This is a genomic window from Gordonia alkanivorans NBRC 16433 (genome assembly GCF_000225505.1).
Classification (GTDB): domain Bacteria; phylum Actinomycetota; class Actinomycetes; order Mycobacteriales; family Mycobacteriaceae; genus Gordonia; species Gordonia alkanivorans.
Map to the genome: position 1 here is coordinate 26469 of NZ_BACI01000086.1, position 18581 is coordinate 45049.

At 67.6% G+C, this 18581-nt stretch carries 11 protein-coding genes and 1 pseudogene; 1 reads left to right on the forward strand and 11 read right to left on the reverse strand.

The window, feature by feature from the left end; all coding sequences use genetic code 11:
* Positions 1 to 192: 192 nt before the first annotated feature.
* The 7 genes from GOALK_RS15060 to GOALK_RS15090 form a co-directional block, all read right to left on the reverse strand.
* Positions 193 to 2160, reverse strand: a complete 1968-nt coding sequence (locus GOALK_RS15060) for an acetoacetate--CoA ligase (protein WP_006359688.1) — start codon at positions 2158 to 2160, stop codon at positions 193 to 195.
* The gene (locus GOALK_RS15065) at positions 2157 to 3812 is read right to left on the reverse strand and encodes an AMP-binding protein (protein WP_006359689.1); all 1656 of its coding nucleotides are present in this window, start codon (positions 3810 to 3812) and stop codon (positions 2157 to 2159) included. The genes GOALK_RS15060 and GOALK_RS15065 overlap by 4 nt, the downstream gene beginning before the upstream one ends.
* A 74-nt stretch (positions 3813 to 3886) precedes the next feature.
* Positions 3887 to 4804: an HpcH/HpaI aldolase/citrate lyase family protein gene (locus GOALK_RS15070; RefSeq protein ID WP_006359690.1), complete on the reverse strand. Its 918-nt coding sequence runs from the start codon at positions 4802 to 4804 to the stop codon at positions 3887 to 3889.
* 5 nt (positions 4805 to 4809) lie between these two features.
* The gene (locus tag GOALK_RS15075; RefSeq protein ID WP_006359691.1) at positions 4810 to 5310 is read right to left on the reverse strand and encodes a MaoC family dehydratase; all 501 of its coding nucleotides are present in this window, start codon (positions 5308 to 5310) and stop codon (positions 4810 to 4812) included.
* Positions 5307 to 6452: an acyl-CoA dehydrogenase family protein gene (locus GOALK_RS15080; RefSeq protein WP_006359692.1), complete on the reverse strand. Its 1146-nt coding sequence runs from the start codon at positions 6450 to 6452 to the stop codon at positions 5307 to 5309. Before GOALK_RS15080 ends, GOALK_RS15075 begins: the two co-directional genes overlap by 4 nt.
* A 99-nt stretch (positions 6453 to 6551) precedes the next feature.
* Positions 6552 to 8609 carry an acetyl/propionyl/methylcrotonyl-CoA carboxylase subunit alpha gene (locus GOALK_RS15085; RefSeq protein WP_040004244.1) on the reverse strand — a complete coding sequence of 686 codons (2058 nt, stop codon included), beginning with the start codon at positions 8607 to 8609 and terminating at the stop codon, positions 6552 to 6554.
* 59 nt (positions 8610 to 8668) lie between these two features.
* Positions 8669 to 10246: a carboxyl transferase domain-containing protein gene (locus tag GOALK_RS15090; protein ID WP_006359694.1), complete on the reverse strand. Its 1578-nt coding sequence runs from the start codon at positions 10244 to 10246 to the stop codon at positions 8669 to 8671.
* A gap of 215 nt (positions 10247 to 10461) precedes the next feature.
* Between GOALK_RS15090 and GOALK_RS15095 the strand changes: the two genes are divergently transcribed.
* Positions 10462 to 14025, forward strand: a complete 3564-nt coding sequence (locus GOALK_RS15095) for an indolepyruvate ferredoxin oxidoreductase family protein (protein ID WP_006359695.1) — start codon at positions 10462 to 10464, stop codon at positions 14023 to 14025.
* Here the strand turns inward: GOALK_RS15095 and GOALK_RS15100 are convergent.
* The 4 genes and pseudogenes from GOALK_RS15100 to GOALK_RS23550 form a co-directional block, all read right to left on the reverse strand.
* Positions 13994 to 14851, reverse strand: a complete 858-nt coding sequence (locus tag GOALK_RS15100; protein WP_050918730.1) for a N5-glutamine methyltransferase family protein — start codon at positions 14849 to 14851, stop codon at positions 13994 to 13996. The two genes, GOALK_RS15095 and GOALK_RS15100, sit on opposite strands and share 32 nt — an antisense overlap.
* Positions 14832 to 15524: a DUF5336 domain-containing protein gene (locus tag GOALK_RS15105; protein WP_035755663.1), complete on the reverse strand. Its 693-nt coding sequence runs from the start codon at positions 15522 to 15524 to the stop codon at positions 14832 to 14834. The genes GOALK_RS15100 and GOALK_RS15105 overlap by 20 nt, the downstream gene beginning before the upstream one ends.
* Before the next feature lie 257 nt (positions 15525 to 15781).
* A pseudogene (locus GOALK_RS15110) lies at positions 15782 to 17020 on the reverse strand (HNH endonuclease).
* A gap of 51 nt (positions 17021 to 17071) precedes the next feature.
* Positions 17072 to 18307 (reverse strand): ISL3 family transposase, encoded by a 1236-nt coding sequence (locus tag GOALK_RS23550; protein ID WP_040004243.1) that lies wholly within the window; start codon positions 18305 to 18307, stop codon positions 17072 to 17074.
* Positions 18308 to 18581 lie beyond the last annotated feature (274 nt).

Consider the following 18581-nt stretch of genomic DNA (forward strand, 5'->3'; position numbering starts at 1 on the left):
TCTGGGTTATCTGGCTCAGGTCGCGCGCCGGTGATGACAGCATCGGCCGTCACCGCCCCGACGGGCACAACACCCGGCCCACGGTAGTACATGTGACCGGCGGGTCACATGGACCGTTCGGCGCCTGCCGTCGACGACACCGTCCACGCTAGGTCATGCGCGACGATGCCGTGGTGCGGCCGTGCACAGCCGTCACCAGCGATGAGCTCGGCCCTGTTCGGCGTACCAGTCGACGAGCGAATAATCGTCCACCGACTTCGGATCGATGTTGACCTCCGACCGGCCGGCCAGAATCGCCGTGACCGGAACCTCGAGCTTCTTCCCGGTGCGCGTGTGCGGGATACCCGGGGCCTCGATCACCTCATCGGGCACATGGCGTTTCGACAACCGGTCGCGGACCGCTGCGGCGATCCGCGCGGTGAGGGCGTCGTCGAGGACGGCACCGGGGACGAGGGTGACGAACAGCGGCATCCAGTAGGCGCCGTCGGGTCCGTCCACGCCGAGGACGAAGGCCTCCGCGATCTCGTCGAGCGCCTCCACGACCTCGTAGATGTCGGCTGATCCCATGCGGATTCCGTGACGGTTCAACGTCGCATCGCTGCGGCCGTGGATGACCAGGGAACCGCGTTCGGTCACGGTCACCCAGTCGCCGTGACGCCACACCGGCCCGTCGGGATGCGCTGTCGGCCCTTCCCACTCGTGGTCGAAGTAGGCGGAACGGTAACGCACGCCGTCCCGATCGTCCCAGAAGTGCACCGGCATCGACGGCATCGGCGCGGTGACGACCAGCTCGCCGACCTCGCCGACGAGGGGCGTACCGTCCGGCGCCCAACTCTCCAGCGCGACACCGAGATAGCGCACCGACAGCTCACCGGGTACCACCGGCACCCCGACCGATCCGCCGGCGAAGGCCGACACGATGTCGGTGCCGCCGCTGATCGACGAGATCGGCAGTCCCTGCTTCACGTGGTCGTCGACCCAGGTGAACAGGTCGGCGGCGAGCGAGGAACCCGTACTGCCCAGGGCGCGAAGCGGAGCGAGGTCGTGGTCGCGGCCCGGTTCGAGCCCGGCCTTCCGCGAGGCCTGCAGTTGCCCGGGCGAGGTGCCGAAGTAGGTGACCTTCTCGTCGGCGACGATCTGCCAGAGCTTGTCGGCGTCGGGGTAGAGCGGCGAACCGCTGTAACAGACGATCCGCGCCCCGCAGAGGAGACCGGCGACCTGGTAGTTCCACATCATCCAGCTGAGTGCGGTCTGCCAGAAGAAGACATCGTCCGACGACAGGTCACCGTGCAACGCACCGGCTTTGAGGTGTTCGACGACGACGCCGCCGTGCCCGTGGACGATGCCCTTCGGGCGGCCGGTCGTCCCCGAGCTGAACAACACCCAGAGGGGATGGTCGAAGTCCACGAGCACCGGTTCCGCGTCGCCGGCTTCCGCAGTGAGCGCGTCGGCGTAGTCGATCCGGGTCGGGCCCTGCCCCGACGGGCCGCCCGCGTCGTCGCCGATCGTGATGTGCGCGAGGAGTTCCGGCAGCAGACTCGCGAGTTCGGCGCTGTCCGCACGCTTGTCGATGTCCTTGCCGCCGTACCGGTATCCCGCGGCGCTGAACAGGATCTTCGGCCGGAGCTGACCGAGCCGACTGGCGGCACCCTGCGGCGCATAGTCCTGCCCGCACCCCGACCAGATGGCGCCGAGACTCGCGGTGGCGAGGAAGGCGACGACCGCCTCGGGGATGTCCGGCAGGTAGGCGGCCACGACATCGCCGGTCCCGATCCCCTGTGCCCGCAGTGTCGCGGCCAGGGCGGCAACCATTCCGGGAAGATCCGACCAGGCGATCTCGGAGCGTTCCCCGGCCTCGTCGATTCCGACGACGGCGGCACCCGGCAGGTCGGCGTGGCGCAGGATCTGGCTGACGTAGTTCAGCCGGACGCCCGGGAACCATCGGGCGCCGGGCATCCGCGCGTCGGCGAGAACGGCGGCGTCGCCCTCCGCGAGGGGTTCGGCGGCCAGGGCGTCGAGGTCGAAGAACTCCCACAGCGCGCGCCAGAACTGTGCCGGCTGCTGAACCGACCAGGACCACAACCGGTCGTAATCCGCGGCGTCCGCGCCGAACCGGCTCTCCGCGTGCCGACTGAACCGCTCGATCGCGGCACCGGTCATCGCAGGTCCTCCAGGATGTGGGTGGCCTCTTCGCGCATCGCGACCTTGCGCACCTTTCCGGTGACGGTCATCGGGAATTCCTTGACCACGTGGACGTATCGGGGGATCTTGTGCCGGGCGATCTTGCCGTCGGCGAAGGCCCGGACGTCCTCGGCCGTGAGATCGGTGGCGTGGTCGCGGAGGCGGACCCACGCCATCAGTTCTTCGCCGTACTTCTCGTCGGGGACACCGATGACCTGGGCGTCGAGAATGTCGGGATGAGTGTAGAGGAATTCCTCGATCTCGCGCGGGTAGATGTTCTCGCCGCCCCGGATCACCATGTCCTTGATCCGGCCGGTGATGCGGACGTAGCCGGCCTCGTCCATCTCGGCGAGGTCGCCGGTGTGCATCCACCCGTCGGCGTCGATGGCCTCGGCGGTCTTCTCCGGATCGTTCCAGTAGCCGGTCATCACCGAGTAGCCGCGCGTGCACAGCTCGCCGGTCTCGTTGCGGCCGAGCGTCTCCCCCGTGCCGGGCGCGACGATCTTGATCTCGAGATGCGGACCGACCTGGCCCACGGTGGTGACACGGAGTTCGAGGGGATCGTCGACCCTGGTCTGGGTGGACACCGGCGACGTCTCGGTCATGCCGTAGCAGATGGACACCTCGCTCATGTGCATCCGATCGACCACCTGGCGCATCACCTGCTCCGGACACGGCGAGCCGGCCATGATCCCGGTGCGCAGCGACGACAGGTCGGGTGCATAACCGTCCGGGGCGGCGTCGAGGAGAGCGAGTTCGGCGATGAACATCGTCGGCACGCCGTAGAGGCTGGTGCAGCGATGCTCGGCGACCGCGTCGAGCGTGGCCTTCGGGTCGAAGGCTGGGCCCGGGATCACCATGGCCGCACCGTGACTGGTGGCGGCGAGATTGCCCATCACCATGCCGAAGCAGTGGTAGAACGGCACCGGTAGGCAGATGCGGTCGTCGGCGGTGTAGTCGAGGAGCTCACCGACGAGGTAGCCGTTGTTCCCGATGTTGCGATGTGACAGCGTCGCGCCCTTGGGGAATCCCGTTGTGCCCGAGGTGTACTGGATGTTGATCGGGTCGTCGGCGGACAGCGACGCGGCGATCTCGGCAACCCGTGCCAGCTCCTCGTCGGTGGGGGTGGCGGTCAGTTCGGTCCATGCGGCGGACTCGAACGTCACCACCTCCCGCAGGTCCGGGCAGTGCGGATGCGCCTCCGCCAGCATCGACGCATACCCGGAGTCCTTGAACCGTTCGGCCGCGAGGACGACGCTCGTGCCGGATTGCCTGAGGGCGTACTCGACCTCGTTCTGCCGGTAGGCAGGGTTGAGGTTGACCAGGATCGCGCCGATCTCGGCGGTGGCGTACTGGACGAGCACCCACTCGAACCGGTTGGGCGCCCACAGTCCGACCCGATCCCCCCGCTTCACGCCCAGCCGCAGGAGGCCCGCGGCCAATGCCCGCACGTCACGGTGGAATTCGGTGTAGGTCCACTGCCGACCGGCACCGGCGTCGATGAGCGCGACGTGGCCGGCATACTTCTCGACGGTCCGCGCCAGGGTCACGCCGATGGTGTCCGTCAGCAGAGCCGGGCTCTGCGGCCCGTGGGTGTGTGCGAGGTTCTGGGCGTGAGCGTCATTGCTCATGAGCGGGCTCCGGTCTCTCGGTGGTCTCGGGAAACGAAACGAGGGGTGTCGAAAAACGTGTCAGTGCAGGGCGATCAGGCGTCGGCGGTGTCGGTGGGTCGTCCGGCCACGCGGGACAGCACGACCTCCGCCTGCCGGAGCACCGGACCGTCGATCATCTGCCCGTCGAGGCTGAAGACCCCGCCACCGTGTTCGGCGGAGCCGTCGATGACCTTGCGCGCCCACGCGATCGACTCCTCGGACGGCTGGTAGCCGGCGCGGATGTGCTCGACCTGCGACGGGTGGATGCAGGCGGTCGCGGTGTAGCCGAGTGCCACCGCGTCGCGTACCTCGGCGACCAGGCCGTCGACGTCGTCGATGTCGAGATGCACCGAGTCGACGGCGAACTTCCCGTGCGCCGCGGCCGCGATGCGGACCATCGACCGGACCCAGGCGGCCACATCCCGGTACTCGCCGGGCCGCGGTTCGTCGGGCCCGAAGCGGCTCGACGTCCCGCCGAGTCCGGCGACCAGGTCCTCGGCACCCCACATGAGTCCGATGCAGTTCGACGTGGCGGCGATGTCGTTGGCGCGGGTCGCACCGAGCGGCGTCTCGATCAGCGCGATCGTCTGGAACGCGGTGTCCAGGATCGACGCCACGTCCTCCGACTTGGCCTGCATGACGACGCGGTAGTTCGTCTCGGAGACCGCGGCCAGGTCACGGCGGTAGTCGCCGGTCCCGGCCGGGTTGATCCGCACGATGGTCCGGTCCGGATCGATCGGGTTGGCGATCAACGCTTCCCGCGCGGCGGCGCGATTCTCCGGCGAGACCGCGTCCTCGAGGTCGAGGATCACGACGTCGGCACGGTCGAGTGCCTTCTGGTAGCGCTCGGGCCGGTCTGCGGGGCAGAACAGCAGTGCGGGCCCGGCGGGCAGCCAGGCGTTGTTCAGCTGGGAATCGCCCAGATTCGCGCCGCTCACGAGCGAGTTGTCGGCGGGTCCGTCGAAGAACATCGTCGTCACTCCGTAGGTTTCTTGCGCACCAACGTGGCCCGCGCGGCTCGCGCGACGACCTCGCCGTGCTGATTGCGTCCGATGTGGGTCAAGTTCACCACGCCCTCCCCCGGCCTCGACCGGGATTCGCGTTTACCGGTGCACAGGGTCTCGGCGTAGAGGGTGTCACCGGCGAACAGCGGCGCGGGGAACGCGACCTCGGAAAAACCGAGGTTGGCCACCAGTGTGCCCTGTGTCAGCTGGCTGACCGAGAGGCCCACGATCGTCGACAGCGTGAACATGGAGTTGATCAGGCGCTGCCCACCGAAGCCGGGCTGCTGCGCCGACCAGGCGGCGTCGAGGTGCAGGGCCTGGGTGTTCATGGTGAGCGTCGTGAACAGCACGTTGTCGGCCTCGGTGACGGTGCGTCCGGGACGGTGCTCGTAGAGGGTGTCCTCGGTGAACTCCTCGAACCACAGGCCGCGCTGGACGACGCGGTTCACGGGGGGCTGGTCGTTGCCGCTCATGCGAAACCCAGCTCTCGGGCGATGAGCATGAGCTGCACCTCGGTGGTGCCCTCACCGATCTCGAGGATCTTCGAGTCGCGGTAGTGACGGGCGACGGGGTAGTCGTTCATGAAACCGTAGCCGCCGTGGATCTGGGTGGCGATGCGCGCATTGTCCATGGCCGCCTCGCTGGCCACCAGCTTGGCGATCGACGCTTCCTTCTTGAAGGGCTTGCCCGCCAGCATCTTCGCCGCCGCGTCGTAGTAGGCGGTGCGGGCCACATGGGCTCGCGCCTCCATCCGGGCGATGGCGAAGGACACCGACTGGTACTCCCCGATCGGCTTGCCGAACGACTGACGCTCCTTGGCGTACTTGACGCTCTCGTCGACGCAACCCTGCGCGGCACCGGTCGCGAGCGCCGCGATCGCGATGCGGCCCTCGTCGAGGATCGACAGGAAGTTGGCGTAGCCGCGGCCGCGCTCGCCGAGCAGGTTCTCCTTGGGCACGCGCACATCGGTGAACGTGAGCGGGTGGGTGTCCGAGGCGTTCCAGCCGACCTTGTTGTAGGCCGGTTCGGCGGTGAAGCCGGGGGTTCCCGACGGCACGATGATCGTCGAGATCTCCTTCTTGCCGTTCTCCTTCACGCCGGTGACCGCGGTGACGGTGACCAGTGAGGTGATGTCGGTGCCCGAGTTGGTGATGAACTGCTTGCCGCCGTTGATGATCCACGAGTCACCGTCGTCGCGGGCGGTGGTCGCGGTGGCACCGGCGTCGGAGCCGGCCCCGGGCTCGGTGAGGCCGAAGCCGGCGAGCGCGGTACCGGCGGTGAGGTCGGGCAGGTACTGCTGCTTCTGCTCCTCGGTGCCGAAACGGTAGATCGGCATCGCGCCCAGGCTCACCCCGGCTTCGAGCGTGATGGCGACCGACTGGTCGACCTTGCCGAGCTCCTCGAGTGCGAGGGCCAGCGCGAAGTAGTCGCCGCCCATCCCGCCGTACTTCTCGTCGAAGGGCAGACCGAAGAGGCCCATCTTGCCCATCTGGGCGACGACCTCGTACGGGAAGGTGTGGTCGGCATCGTGTTTCGCGGCCACCGGCGCCACCACGGTCTGCGCGAAGTCGCGCACCGTCTCGATGAGGTCGGTGTACTCCTGCGTGAGTTCCATGAGAGTCCTGTTCACTCTTGTAGCTTCGATTCGATCTGTTCTGTTCCGAGCCCTTCGTGGCTCGTCGCTTGCGCTCCTCGCACCTCAGGGAGCGAGTGGTCAGGGGGCGGGAACGGGCTCCCGGCTCTCCGCCGGCGTGACCACGGCGAGGATCTGTCCGGCATCCACCTTGTCACCCACCTTCACCGTGACGTCGACGGTTCCGTCGACGGGTGCGGTCAACGCGTGTTCCATCTTCATCGCCTCGACGACAACGACGGCCGCGCCGCTGCTCACCTCGTCACCGGAGGTGGCCCCGACGGCGACCACGGTGCCGGGCATCGGGCTGGCGATCTCGCCTGCGCGATCGTCGGCGGCCTCGTCGAGCAGCGGACGGGCGAGATCGAGGACCCAGGCGCCGGACGGTCCGGACACCCACCAGGATTCGCCGATCAGCGTCGACGACCAGGACTGGCTGACCCCGTCGACGATGAGGCGGTCGGAATCACGACCGTCGCCCGACTGTGCGGGGAGGTAGACGACGCCGGCGGTCCACGACTCGCCCTCGGCCCCGTCGACGCCCTCGTCGACCACGGTCGCCGACCCCGAGATCGAGTGCGTATCGGTGTGTTCGACGCGGATCGACACGGTGGAGTGGTGTCCGCCGCTCACGAGCCTGGTGATCACCGGCGCCGGTTCGCCGACGCGCCAGCCGACCGCCGACGACCAGACGTCCCCACGGTCCCGGGTCCCGATGCGGGCGAGGCCGACGAGGACCTGCGCCTCCGGCGATGGTTGCGGCACTGCGTAATCGGCGACGAGTCGGTCGAGCAGTTCGGTGTCGAGCTCGGCGTCGACGACGGCCTGCTGCCGGAGGACGAAGCGGCAGAAGTCGATGTTGGTGACGACACCGAGGACGCGGGTGTGCGCCAGCGCCTGGTCGAGGCGTTCGAGCGCCTCCTCGCGGTCGCTGCCGTGCGCGATGATCTTGGCGAGCATCGGGTCGTAGTCGCTGCCGACGCGCAGCCCTTCGAGCATGGCGGAGTCGACGCGGATGCCGCTGCCCGACGCGGTGTCCGGGTGGACGAGGTGTTCGATGGTGCCGCCGGTGGGGAGGAAACCGCGGGCGGGATCCTCGGCGTACACGCGGGCCTCGATGGCGTGGCCGGTGAGGGTGATGTCGCCCTGGGCGAAGCCGAGGACCTCGCCGCGGGCCACGCGGATCTGCTGCTCCACCAGGTCGATTCCGGTGACCAGTTCGGTGACCGGGTGCTCGACCTGCAGGCGGGTGTTCATCTCCATGAAGAAGAACTCGTCCGGCTTGTGGGCCGAGACGATGAACTCGACGGTGCCGGCGCCGGTGTAGCCGACGCTGCGGGCGGCGTCGCAGGCCGCCTCACCGATCCGGGCACGGGTGTCGGCGTCGAGCAGCGCCGACGGCGCCTCCTCGATGACCTTCTGGTGGCGGCGCTGCAGGGAGCATTCGCGTTCGCCGAGATGGATCACGTTGCCGTGCGTGTCGGCGAGGACCTGTACCTCGATGTGGCGCGGGGTGTCCACGAAGTGTTCGAGGAACAGTGCGTCGTCGCCGAACGCGGCGCCCGCCTCGCGTCGTGCGCGCTGGAGTGCCGCGGGCAGGTCGGCCGGGTCGGCGACGCGGTGCATGCCCTTGCCGCCGCCGCCGGCGCTCGGCTTGATGAGGACCGGGAAGCCGATGTCGGGGGCGGCCGCGATCAGGTCCTCGTCGGTGAGGCCGGGACGCGAGAGACCCGGCACCACCGGCACGTCGCGCGCGGTGACCGCGGCACGCGCGGTGATCTTGTCGCCCATCGTCGCGATGGCCTCGACCGGCGGACCGATGAAGACGATGCCCGCCTCCGCCAGCGCGGCGGCGAATTTCTGGTTCTCCGAGAGGAATCCGTAACCGGGGTGGACGGCATCGGCACCGGTCTTGCGGGCCGCGTCGACCACGGCGTCGATGTCGAGATAGCTCTGGGCCGCCGCGGCCGGTCCGATGCGGACCGCGACGTCGGCCTCGCGGACATGGCGTGCTTGCGCATCGGCGTCGGAGTAGACGGCGATACTGCGGATTCCCAGGCGGCGCAGCGTGTCGATCACCCGGCAGGCGATCTCACCGCGGTTCGCCACCAGGACGCTGCGAATGGGTCTGGTGCTCACGGTCTCGGTCTTCTCCTCGGTCGTGGGTGAACTCGGGGATGGCATGTCGGTCTCCGCTCTCACATCCGGAAGACGCCGTAGCGCGGGTCGGCCAGCGGGGCGTACCGCGCCGTCTCGAGCGCGAGGCCGAGCAGCGTGCGGGTCTGGGCCGGATCGACGATCCCGTCGTCCCACAGTCGGGCCGTCGAGTAGTAGGCGTCGGACTGCCGCTCGAACTGTTCGCGGATGGGCGCCTTGAAGGCCTCTTCGTCCTCGGCGGCCCAGGAGTCCCCGGACCGCTCGATCTGGTTGCGGCGCACCGTGCCCAGGGTGTCCGCGGCCTGCGGGCCACCCATCACGGAGATGCGGGCGTTGGGCCACATCCACAGGAACCGCGGCGAGTAGGCCCGGCCGCACATCGAGTAGTTGCCGGCGCCGAACGAGCCGCCGACCATGACGGTGAACTTCGGGACACGCGCACACGCGACCGCATTGACCATCTTGGCGCCGTTCTTGGCGATGCCACCCTGCTCGTAGGCCTTGCCGACCATGAACCCGGTGATGTTCTGCAGGAAGATCAACGGGATTCGACGCTGGTCGCAGAGCTCGATGAAATGCGCTCCCTTGAGCGCGGATTCGCTGAAGAGCACACCGTTGTTGGCGACGATGCCCACCGGGTGTCCGTGGATGTGCGCGAAGGCGGTGACCAGGGTCGTGCCGTAGTTGGCCTTGAACTCGGTGTATTCACCGGCGTCGCAGATGATCTCGATGACCTCGCGCACGTCGTACGGGGTCCGCGAGTCGGTGGGCACCACGTCGTAGATGTCGGTCTGCGGACGGAGCGGCTCCCGCGACGGGATGGTCTCCCACTGCGGCGCCTCACGCGGACCGAGGGTTGCGACGATCTCACGGACCTTCGCGAGTGCCTGCTGGTCGTTGTCCACGAGGTGGTCGGTGACGCCGGAGACCGACGAGTGCATCGCGCCGCCGCCGAGGTCCTCGGCCGAGACGTCCTCGCCGGTCGCGGCTTTCACCAGCGGCGGACCTGCCAGGAAGATGGTGCCCTGGTTGCGGACGATGACCGTCTCGTCGCTCATCGCCGGGACGTAGGCGCCGCCGGCGGTCGAGGAACCGAGGACGGCGGCGATCTGCGGGATGCCCGCGGCGCTCATCGTGGCCTGGTTGTAGAAGATGCGACCGAAGTGGTCGCGGTCCGGGAAGACCTCGTCCTGCTGCAGCAGCATCGCGCCGCCGGAGTCGACGAGGTAGATGCAGGGCAGCCGGTTGGCGGCCGCGATCTCCTGCGCGCGCAGGTGCTTCTTCACCGTCACCGGGTAGTAGGTGCCACCGGAGACCGTGGCGTCGTTGGCGACGATCATGCACTCCCGGCCGGCCACGCGGCCGACGCCGGCGATGACACCGGCGGCCGGTGCCTTGTCGTCGTACATCCCGAACGCGGCGAGCGGGGCGACCTCGATGATCGGCGAGCCGACGTCCAAGAGTCCGTCGACGCGGTCGCGCGGCAGCAACTTGCCGCGTGAGACGTGGCGCTCACGCGCCTTGGCCCCGCCGCCGGCGGCGACCGTCGTCAGGCGCTGGTGGAGCAGGTCGAGATTCTGCTGGTGCGTGGCCCGGAAGCCGTCGAGCGTGCTGGTCACCGTCGACCCTTCAGTTAGTTGGGATTAACTGAACGGAATAGTACGCCATCGCGTGGCGCGTGTCACGCCCGCGCCTCGCAATCGGACCGCGTGACGCGCGTCACGTCATCTCGTAGGGTGGTGGCAGGCCCACCACCCCCGGGCCCCCACAACCGATGCGTCGATCCCCGGCACGACCGGAGAAGGCCACCGCACATAGAAGGCCAGGTAACCCCATGACCCTCGCAGACGACCGCGCACGCTTCCAGCAGGTGCCGTCCACCGAAACACGCACGTCAGAGCCCCGTACGGACGGCTTCTCGCTCGACGACCGGTACGCCCGCGAGTCGGGCACGATCTACCTCTCCGGCATCGCGGCCCTGGTCCGCATGGTTCGCGACCGCGCTCGCGTCGACCGCCGCCAGAACCTGAACACCGCCTCGTTCATCTCCGGCTACGAAGGCTCTCCCCTCGCCGGCTACGACCTCGAACTCGCTCGACGCCGCGCCCTCCTCGCGCCCTACGACATCACCCACCGTCCCGGCCTGAACGAGGAGATCGCCGCCACCTCGGTGATGGGCTCGCAGGTCGCCGCCCAGGTCGCCGACCTCGCTCCCACCGCCGACGGCTCGCCCCGCGACGGCGTCGTCGGCTACTGGTACGGCAAGGCCCCCGGCCTCGACCGCGCCACCGACGCGATCCGGCACGCCAACCTCGTCGGTACGCATCCGTCCGGAGGCGCCGTCGCGCTCGTCGGCGACGACCCCGGTGCGAAGTCCTCGACGGTGCCGTGCGCGTCGGAGATGGCCCTGGCCGACCTCTACATCCCGATCCTCTACCCGGCCGACTCGCAAGACATCCTCGACCTCGGCGTGCACGCGGCGGTCATGAGCCGCGTCAGCGGGCTGTGGACGTCGCTGAAGATCTCGGCCCACGTCGCCGACGGCGCGTCGACCGCCCACGTCGATCCCGACCGGATCATCCCCACCTACGGCGATCTCGGACGGAGCCCGCACGTACCGAGCGGACGGCTTCTGGGCGCCAATCTGATGGAGCTCGAACAGAATCAGCTCACCACGCGCATCCCTCGCGCCCTGGAGTATGCGCGGCTCAACGGGATCAACAAGATCGTGGTGTCGACCCCCGACGATCGAATCGGCATCGTCGCCGCGGGCAAGACCTACCTCGATCTCCGAGAGGCGTTGCGCCTGCTGAACATCAGCGACGACGACCTGCACCGTCTGGGCATCCGCATCCTCAAGCTGGGGATGGTCTACCCGATCGAGCGGGACATCCTCGACCGCTTCATGTTCGGCACTGCGCGCGGTGATCTCGACGAGGTCATCGTCATCGAGGAGAAGCGCGACTTCATCGAGACGATGATGCGCGACATCCTGTTCCGTCATCCGCGTGCACCGCGCATCGTCGGCAAGGTCCACGAGGACGGGTCGACACTGTTCTCCCGCTTCGGCGAGCTCGACGTCGACGCCGTCACCCGCGGCCTCGCGGATCGTCTCGCACGCCATCACGTCGACGCCGCGCAGGCGTGGATCGACAAGAAGTCGCGGCGTCGTACCCGCATCGAACTCCCTCTCGCCGTGCGCACGCCGTACTTCTGCTCCGGATGCCCGCACAACAGCTCGACCAAGGTATCCGAGGACACCCTCGTCGGCGCCGGAATCGGTTGTCACGCGATGGTTCTCCTGATGGACCCGCGCCAGGTCGGCGATGTCGCCGGCGTGACGCAGATGGGTGGCGAGGGTGCGCAGTGGATCGGCATGGCGCCGTTCGTCTCCGCCGGGCACTTCGTGCAGAACGTCGGCGACGGCACGTTCATGCACTCGGGATCGCTGGCGCTGCGGGCCGCGGTCGCGTCGGGCGAGAACATCACCTACAAGTTGCTCTACAACGGCACCGTCGCCATGACCGGCGGCCAGGATCCGGTCGGCGAGATGGGCCTGCCGCGGCTGACCTCCCTTCTGATCGACGAGGGCGTCAGCAAGATCGTCGTGACCTCCGACGATCCGAAACGCACTCGCGCGCTGGGCCTCCCGAAGAGTGTGGAGGTTCGCCATCGCGACGACCTGCTCGACGTGCAGACCGAACTCGCCGGCGTGTCCGGCGTGACCGTCCTCGTCCACGATCAGCACTGCGCCGCGGAGAAGCGCCGGAAGCGCAAGCGCGGCACCATGTCCACCCCCACCACGCGGGTGATGATCAACGAACGCATCTGTGAGGGCTGCGGCGACTGCGGCGAGAAGTCGAACTGCCTGTCCGTGCATCCGGTGCAGACCGAGTTCGGGCGCAAGACGCAGATCGACCAGAGTTCGTGCAACCTCGACTACTCGTGCCTGAAGGGCGACTGCCCGTCGTTCGTCACCGTGACCCCGGGGACTACGCGGACGAGGGCCCGCGCCACCGACATCCCCGAGACACTGCTGCCGCAACCGACGCTGCCCGCCGTGCGGGACACGTTCTCGCTGCGGGTCACCGGTATCGGCGGAACCGGTGTGGTGACGGTGTCGCAGGTGCTGGCGACGGCCGCGGTCCTCGACGGTCACGCCGCGCGCACCGTCGACATGACGGGCCTGGCGCAGAAGGGCGGTGCCGTCGTCAGCGACATCAAGGTCGCGCCGCACGACGTCGAACAGGCCGCCAAGGTCGCCTCCGACGACTGCGACCTCTACCTCGTCTGCGACCCTCTGGTCGGCACCGATCCGGTCAACCTGAAAGTCGCAGCGCCGGAGAAGACCGTCGCCGTGGTGTCCACGATGCAGGTGCCCACCGGTCTCATGGTCATCGACACCTCGGTCGGCTTCCCCGCGGAGACCGCGATCCACTCGGCGATCGACGCGAAGGTCACCCGCGGCCTGTACCTCGACTCGGGGGCGCTGTCGACGGCACTCTTCGGTGACGAGCAGTTCGCCAACATGCTCATGGTCGGCGCCGCGTATCAGGCGGGCGCACTGGCCATCTCGGCCTCGTCGATCGAGCGGGCGATCGAACTGAACGGCGTCGCGGTCGACGCCAACGTGCAGGCCTTCCGGCGAGGACGTCAGGCGGTGGCCGACGCCGATGCCGTGTCCGCGACCATCGCCTCGCTGCACGGCACCGCGACCACGGAACCGGAGCCGTCCGACCACGCGATGCGCGTGGTCCGCACGAGCGGTTTCGGCGACGAGCTGACGCGCACCGTGGCCCTTCGCTACGACGAACTGATCGCCTACGCCGACGAGCGCTATGCGCGTGAGTATCTCGACGTCGTCGAGCGGGTGCACGGTGACGCGGACCACGACGCGCTGACCGACGCGGTCGCACGCAACCTGTACAAGCTGATGGCCTACAAGGACGAGTACGAGGTGGCCCGCTTGACGCAGGACGCCGCGTTCGCGGCGAAGGTCGCCGATCAGTTCGGTGCGGACGCCGAGGTCGCGATCCGGCTGCATCCGCCGACACTGCGCCAGATGGGCATGCGGGAGAAGATGTCCCTCGGGGCTTGGGCGAACCGTCCGATGGGCGCGCTCGCGAAGATGAAGAGACTTCGCGGGACACCACTCGACCCGTTCGGCCGCAACGAGATCCGTCGCACCGAACGGGCGCTGATCGTCGAGTACCGGGAGATCGTCGACCAACTGCTCGCCGCCGTGCAGGGCGGACGCGTCGGTGACGCCGAGATGCCGGCCGTGGTGGAACTCGTCGGCCTCCCCGACATGGTGCGCGGCTACGAGAGCGTGAAGATGCGCAATGTCGAGAAGTATCGGGCGGAGGTCAGCCGGCTGCGGGGCGCTCTCGGAATCTGACACCCCGGCCCGGCAGCCACCGACGGAAGCGGGCGACCACGGTCTGACCGTCGTCGCCTGCCACGGCGTCGATGTCGAACGCGCGGCGTCCGTCACCGGCCGCGACGGCGTCGAACTGGGCGACGTTCATCTCGATGAGCAGGGTGCCGGTGTCGGAGAGCCACGTCTGCGCGGCGTCGACGAGTGTGTCGACGTGATCGAGTCCGTCCACTCCCCCGGTGAGGGCGCGTCGGGGTTCGTGGTCGCGTGCTTCCGGAGCGAGCAGTCCGAAGGCGTGATCGGGGACGTACGGCGGGACGGCGGCGATCACGTCGACGCGGCCCGCGAGTGACTCGGGCACCGCGTCGAAGCCGGTTCCGTGATGGATCTGCGCGTCGTCGGGCAGGTTTCGCCGGGCGTGCACGAGCGCATCGGCGGCGATGTCGGCAGCGTGCACCTGCACACCATCGACGGTTGCGGCGACTGCGGAGGCGATCGGCGCCACTCCGCAGAACGCCTCGAGGACAACGGCTCCGGGCCGCCCCGTCGCGGCGTCGATGGCTTCCTGCGCCAGCAGCAGGGATCGCTGCCGCGGCACGAACACACCGAACCCGACGCTGAGCCGGAGGTTCCCGAACTGGACCCACCCCAGCAGATGTTCGAGTGGTTCGCCCGCGATCCGGCGTGCGCACAGGTCGGCGAGTTCGTCTGCACCGGCGGCGTGCCGGCGTAGCAGCTCGGCCTCGTCCTCGGCGAACACGCAGCCCGCACGACGAAGAGCATCCGCCAGCGGGTCTCCGAGAAGTCCGGCCGGCTGCACATGTACGTCAGGAGATTGCGGCGTCATCCTTCTTGAGACCGTACAAGAACGATGCGGTCATCAGGAGCGCCACCTGCACGAATCCGAAGATCAGCCCGAGAATGGCGCCGGCCCCGAGTTCGACGGACGGCGGCATGATCAACGCCGAGGCGAACAGTGCCAGCCACCCGGCGAGCGCGATCACGGCGAGGAAGGGCAGGGCCTTTCGATATCGGGGAACCAGCATGAACGTCGTCGCGACCCCGACGACGCCGAGCACGACGAAGAACTTGCCGGGGTTCAGCACGATGTCGTCGGAGAAGAACCCGGGGATACTGTCCCGCCCTTCCATGAAATCGCGTTCCCACGAATCGAGCCCCTGCTGCGCCCCGGGCAACGCGGTGATCCAGCTGACGAAGCCCATGCAGTAGGTGACGATCCCGGCGACCGCCGCACCGAGGGCAAAGATCACCGACCGATCGGGCCGCGGCCCCATTCGCTGAGGACCCATGCCGGACGCGGGACCCCAACCACCTGTCGAGTGCTGGTACGCCGGTGGATTTTCACCCCACTGCTGGCCGGGAACCCCTCCGGTGGGCCGTCCGCCCTGGAACTGCCCGGTCTCACCGTGATTGCCGGGGAATCCGCCGGTCTGCGGCTGCCCGGGTGGGGCCGGTGACCGCTGAACGCCCTGCTGCTGGTTGGGATCGCCTGAATTCACGGTGCACTCCTCGTCCTTCACCCCCGAACGATCGCGCCTCGTCGTCGCGACCTGCGGGCCAGGGTAAGCCGACCAGAACCCCGATGCACCTGCGGCGACGAGATTCATTCGACCGGTCGTCGCACGGAACCAGACCCCGCTCGTGCCGATGGCCACGGATCGGAGATTCGGTGTTCACACTGTGGACTTGTCACGGGACGGATGCGGTCCCGGTTGGTGGCCGGGGCGCGGAAGGTGCTGCGCGAAAGTCTGCTGTGTCAGGCGGCGTCGTCGAGTCGCATGGTGCGGCGGTTGTAGGCGGGTAACGGGCGGCGTCGGGGGTCGATGTCGGCCGGTGGGATCAGCCACGGGTGTCGGTCGAAGCCCATCATGATGTCCCAGCCGTTGTGGTGAACCTGGGTGTGGCAGCGTTGGCAGAGCAGGCAGCCGTTGTCGAGGTCGGTGTCGCCGTCGTCGGACCAGTGCTCGATGTGGTGCACCTGCGTGTGCGATGGTGGCGCGCCGCATTTGATGCAACTCTGGTCGCGGATGATGATCGCTTTGCGTAGGTGCGGTGGGAAGAGTCGTCGTTCGCGACCCATCTGTAGCGGCACGGTATCACCGTCGATGACGATCTCGGTCAGGGTTCCGTCGCAGGACAGTTGTCGGGCGATGGCGTGGGTGGTCGGGCCGGTCCAGGGCAGGGATGCGGGGTCACCACCGTCGGCGGGGATGGTCAGCAATATCTGGGCGCGTGGTGTGCCGATGGTGTCCATCGCAGCGCCGACTGCGGCTTGATCCAACAGCACCTCCATTGCGTCGGCACGGATCTGGGTTGCTGAGCGTCGGTCTGGGGAGCCGTCGGGTTCGGGGCACGGCACCGAGCGTTCGTCGATCATCGCGATGAACTTCTCGCCGACGGCCTGGGTGACGTTGGCGTTGATCTCCACGCGGCTGTCATCGGTCACCCGGTGCGACAACGTATCCAGTGACCGGTCGTCGCACGCGGGGATACCGCCCTCGTCGTCGGCGATGGTGTTGCCGATCGTCTGCGCGTGCTTTTGTATCTCGGCGGGTGTGGCACCTGACAGGGCTTGGGCGAGGAGTCCGCTCTCGTAGGTGCCACGGTCGTTGCCGGAAAGCGCGGCGGGTGAACGCTTCTCGATGATTGTCATGCCACGGACAATGGCGTCGGCGACCTCTCCCGAGAGGTTTCCGTCGGCCGCGCAACTCTCGAGCCTGCTCAAGGTGCCGATGCTGTCGGCGATACGAATCGCTCGAGTGGCGACCACCGGCGGGAATCACATCTCGATCAGCAGCTTCTTGGTGGTCGACCCTGCCTTCTCCGCGACACGCAGATCATCGAGATCGCCTGCACAAGTGGCGATTCGGTGATCAGCCAGATTCCGGACCTTTCTCCAGAGCTCCAGTTCGGAAATTGTCGTGCGACCAGTGGGATCGTCTGTGGGTGGAGTGATTCCCGCGAGCTGGTCGAGGAGGGATTCGAGCGGTGCCATGACGCCATGGTAATCGAACATCCGTGGTCCTCCTGACGGTTTCGTGGGTCACTACTGGTGTGGCAGAGCAGGACACGCCCCTCCTCGCGTGAGTGTCGACATCGCGATGAGTGCTTCTGGTGAGTGGAATCCGTAGGCCCGTTTGGTCAGTGCCCTCAGATGCGTGTTGGTGGCCTCCACCCGGGCGTTCGATAGGCCCACGACAACGGAGTTGTAGATCTGGATCTGTTGCTGTCGTACCGATCTGGAGAGACCGACGAGTTCGATGATTCGACTACGATCAGCTCGATGTAACCAGTGCTCGAGCCGTCGCCACGTGCCGGAATGTTCCCCGGTAACGATGTGGCGGAGTTCCTCTTTCAGTTGATACGCGCGAGCGAGTTCACTATTGGCGCGTTTGACGATCAGCTCACGGGTCCGCTGTTGACCGGGGGTGAGGTTCTCGGGGTTCTTCAACAGTGCCCACCTCAGATTCCTACGATCGTCGTTGGAGAGACCGTGGATCCGGTTGAGGACCCGGCTACGACAACGGTCCACGGCACGGGTGGCCCACTGGACGACATGAAACGGATCCATGCATCGAATGGCATCCGGAGCACGTTCTGCAACAACCGTTTCGATGTACTGACCCGCGTCGGCGCTCACATGGGTCAGCTGTGCACTGCGCGTGGCGCCGAGCTCGTCGAAGAACTGGCGGAGCGTCTTCTTGGTTGCACCCTCACGCGCCCACACCAACCTGCCGGTGTCGTGGTCGACGATCACCGTCAGATATCGCCGACCTTTTCGGTAGGCGATTTCATCGATACCAATCCTGCGCAACCCATCCATTCGGTCGGCCTGTCCGGTGTGATCGGCAACGACTCGAGCGATGATGCGTTGCACTGTTCGCCACGACACCCTCATGTACTCACACACCGCGGATGATGGACTGTGCGCGGCGAGCCAGGCGACCGTGTCGTCGAATCGGCGCGTCATCTTTGCTGCCGGCCGTGCCCACGGCACATGTTCTGTGACGACGCCGTGCAGGCTGCAGTCGACCCGTCCAATGTGTCCTTGCAGGTAGCAGCGCATCCCGCCCAGGTCGAGGTGTCGCCAACGGCGCGGATGGTGTGGACGGTCATAGCCTGGTCGACGCCGTCGGCAGTGTGGACACCGCGAGTCCTGCCTGCGTTTCGCACGGACCGAGACGACCAACAACTGGCCGTCATCGTCGTCTTCAATGGCGACATCAAGAACCACCAGGTTCTCGATCTTCAGCAACTTCTGCAGTAGTCTAGTAGCGCGCAACGCCCTGCTCCTCGGTTTAGTCTTCGCAAACCAAACCTTAAGTGAGACAGGGCGTTGCGCGCTTCAGGCGCACCGGGAGGCACCCACAGAACCGTCAAGAGTGCCACATCCGTTTGAGTACTGTAGGTATTCCACAGCAGTTTTCGGTGATTTGTCAGTGGCGGCAGGATAGTTCGCGACCCTGAGAACTGGAAGTTTGCAACACATCTCCCCCCGTCACCCCGCTAACCAAGGAGCGAGCGCCACGAAGGGCTGGCGACATCTGCTCACCAGA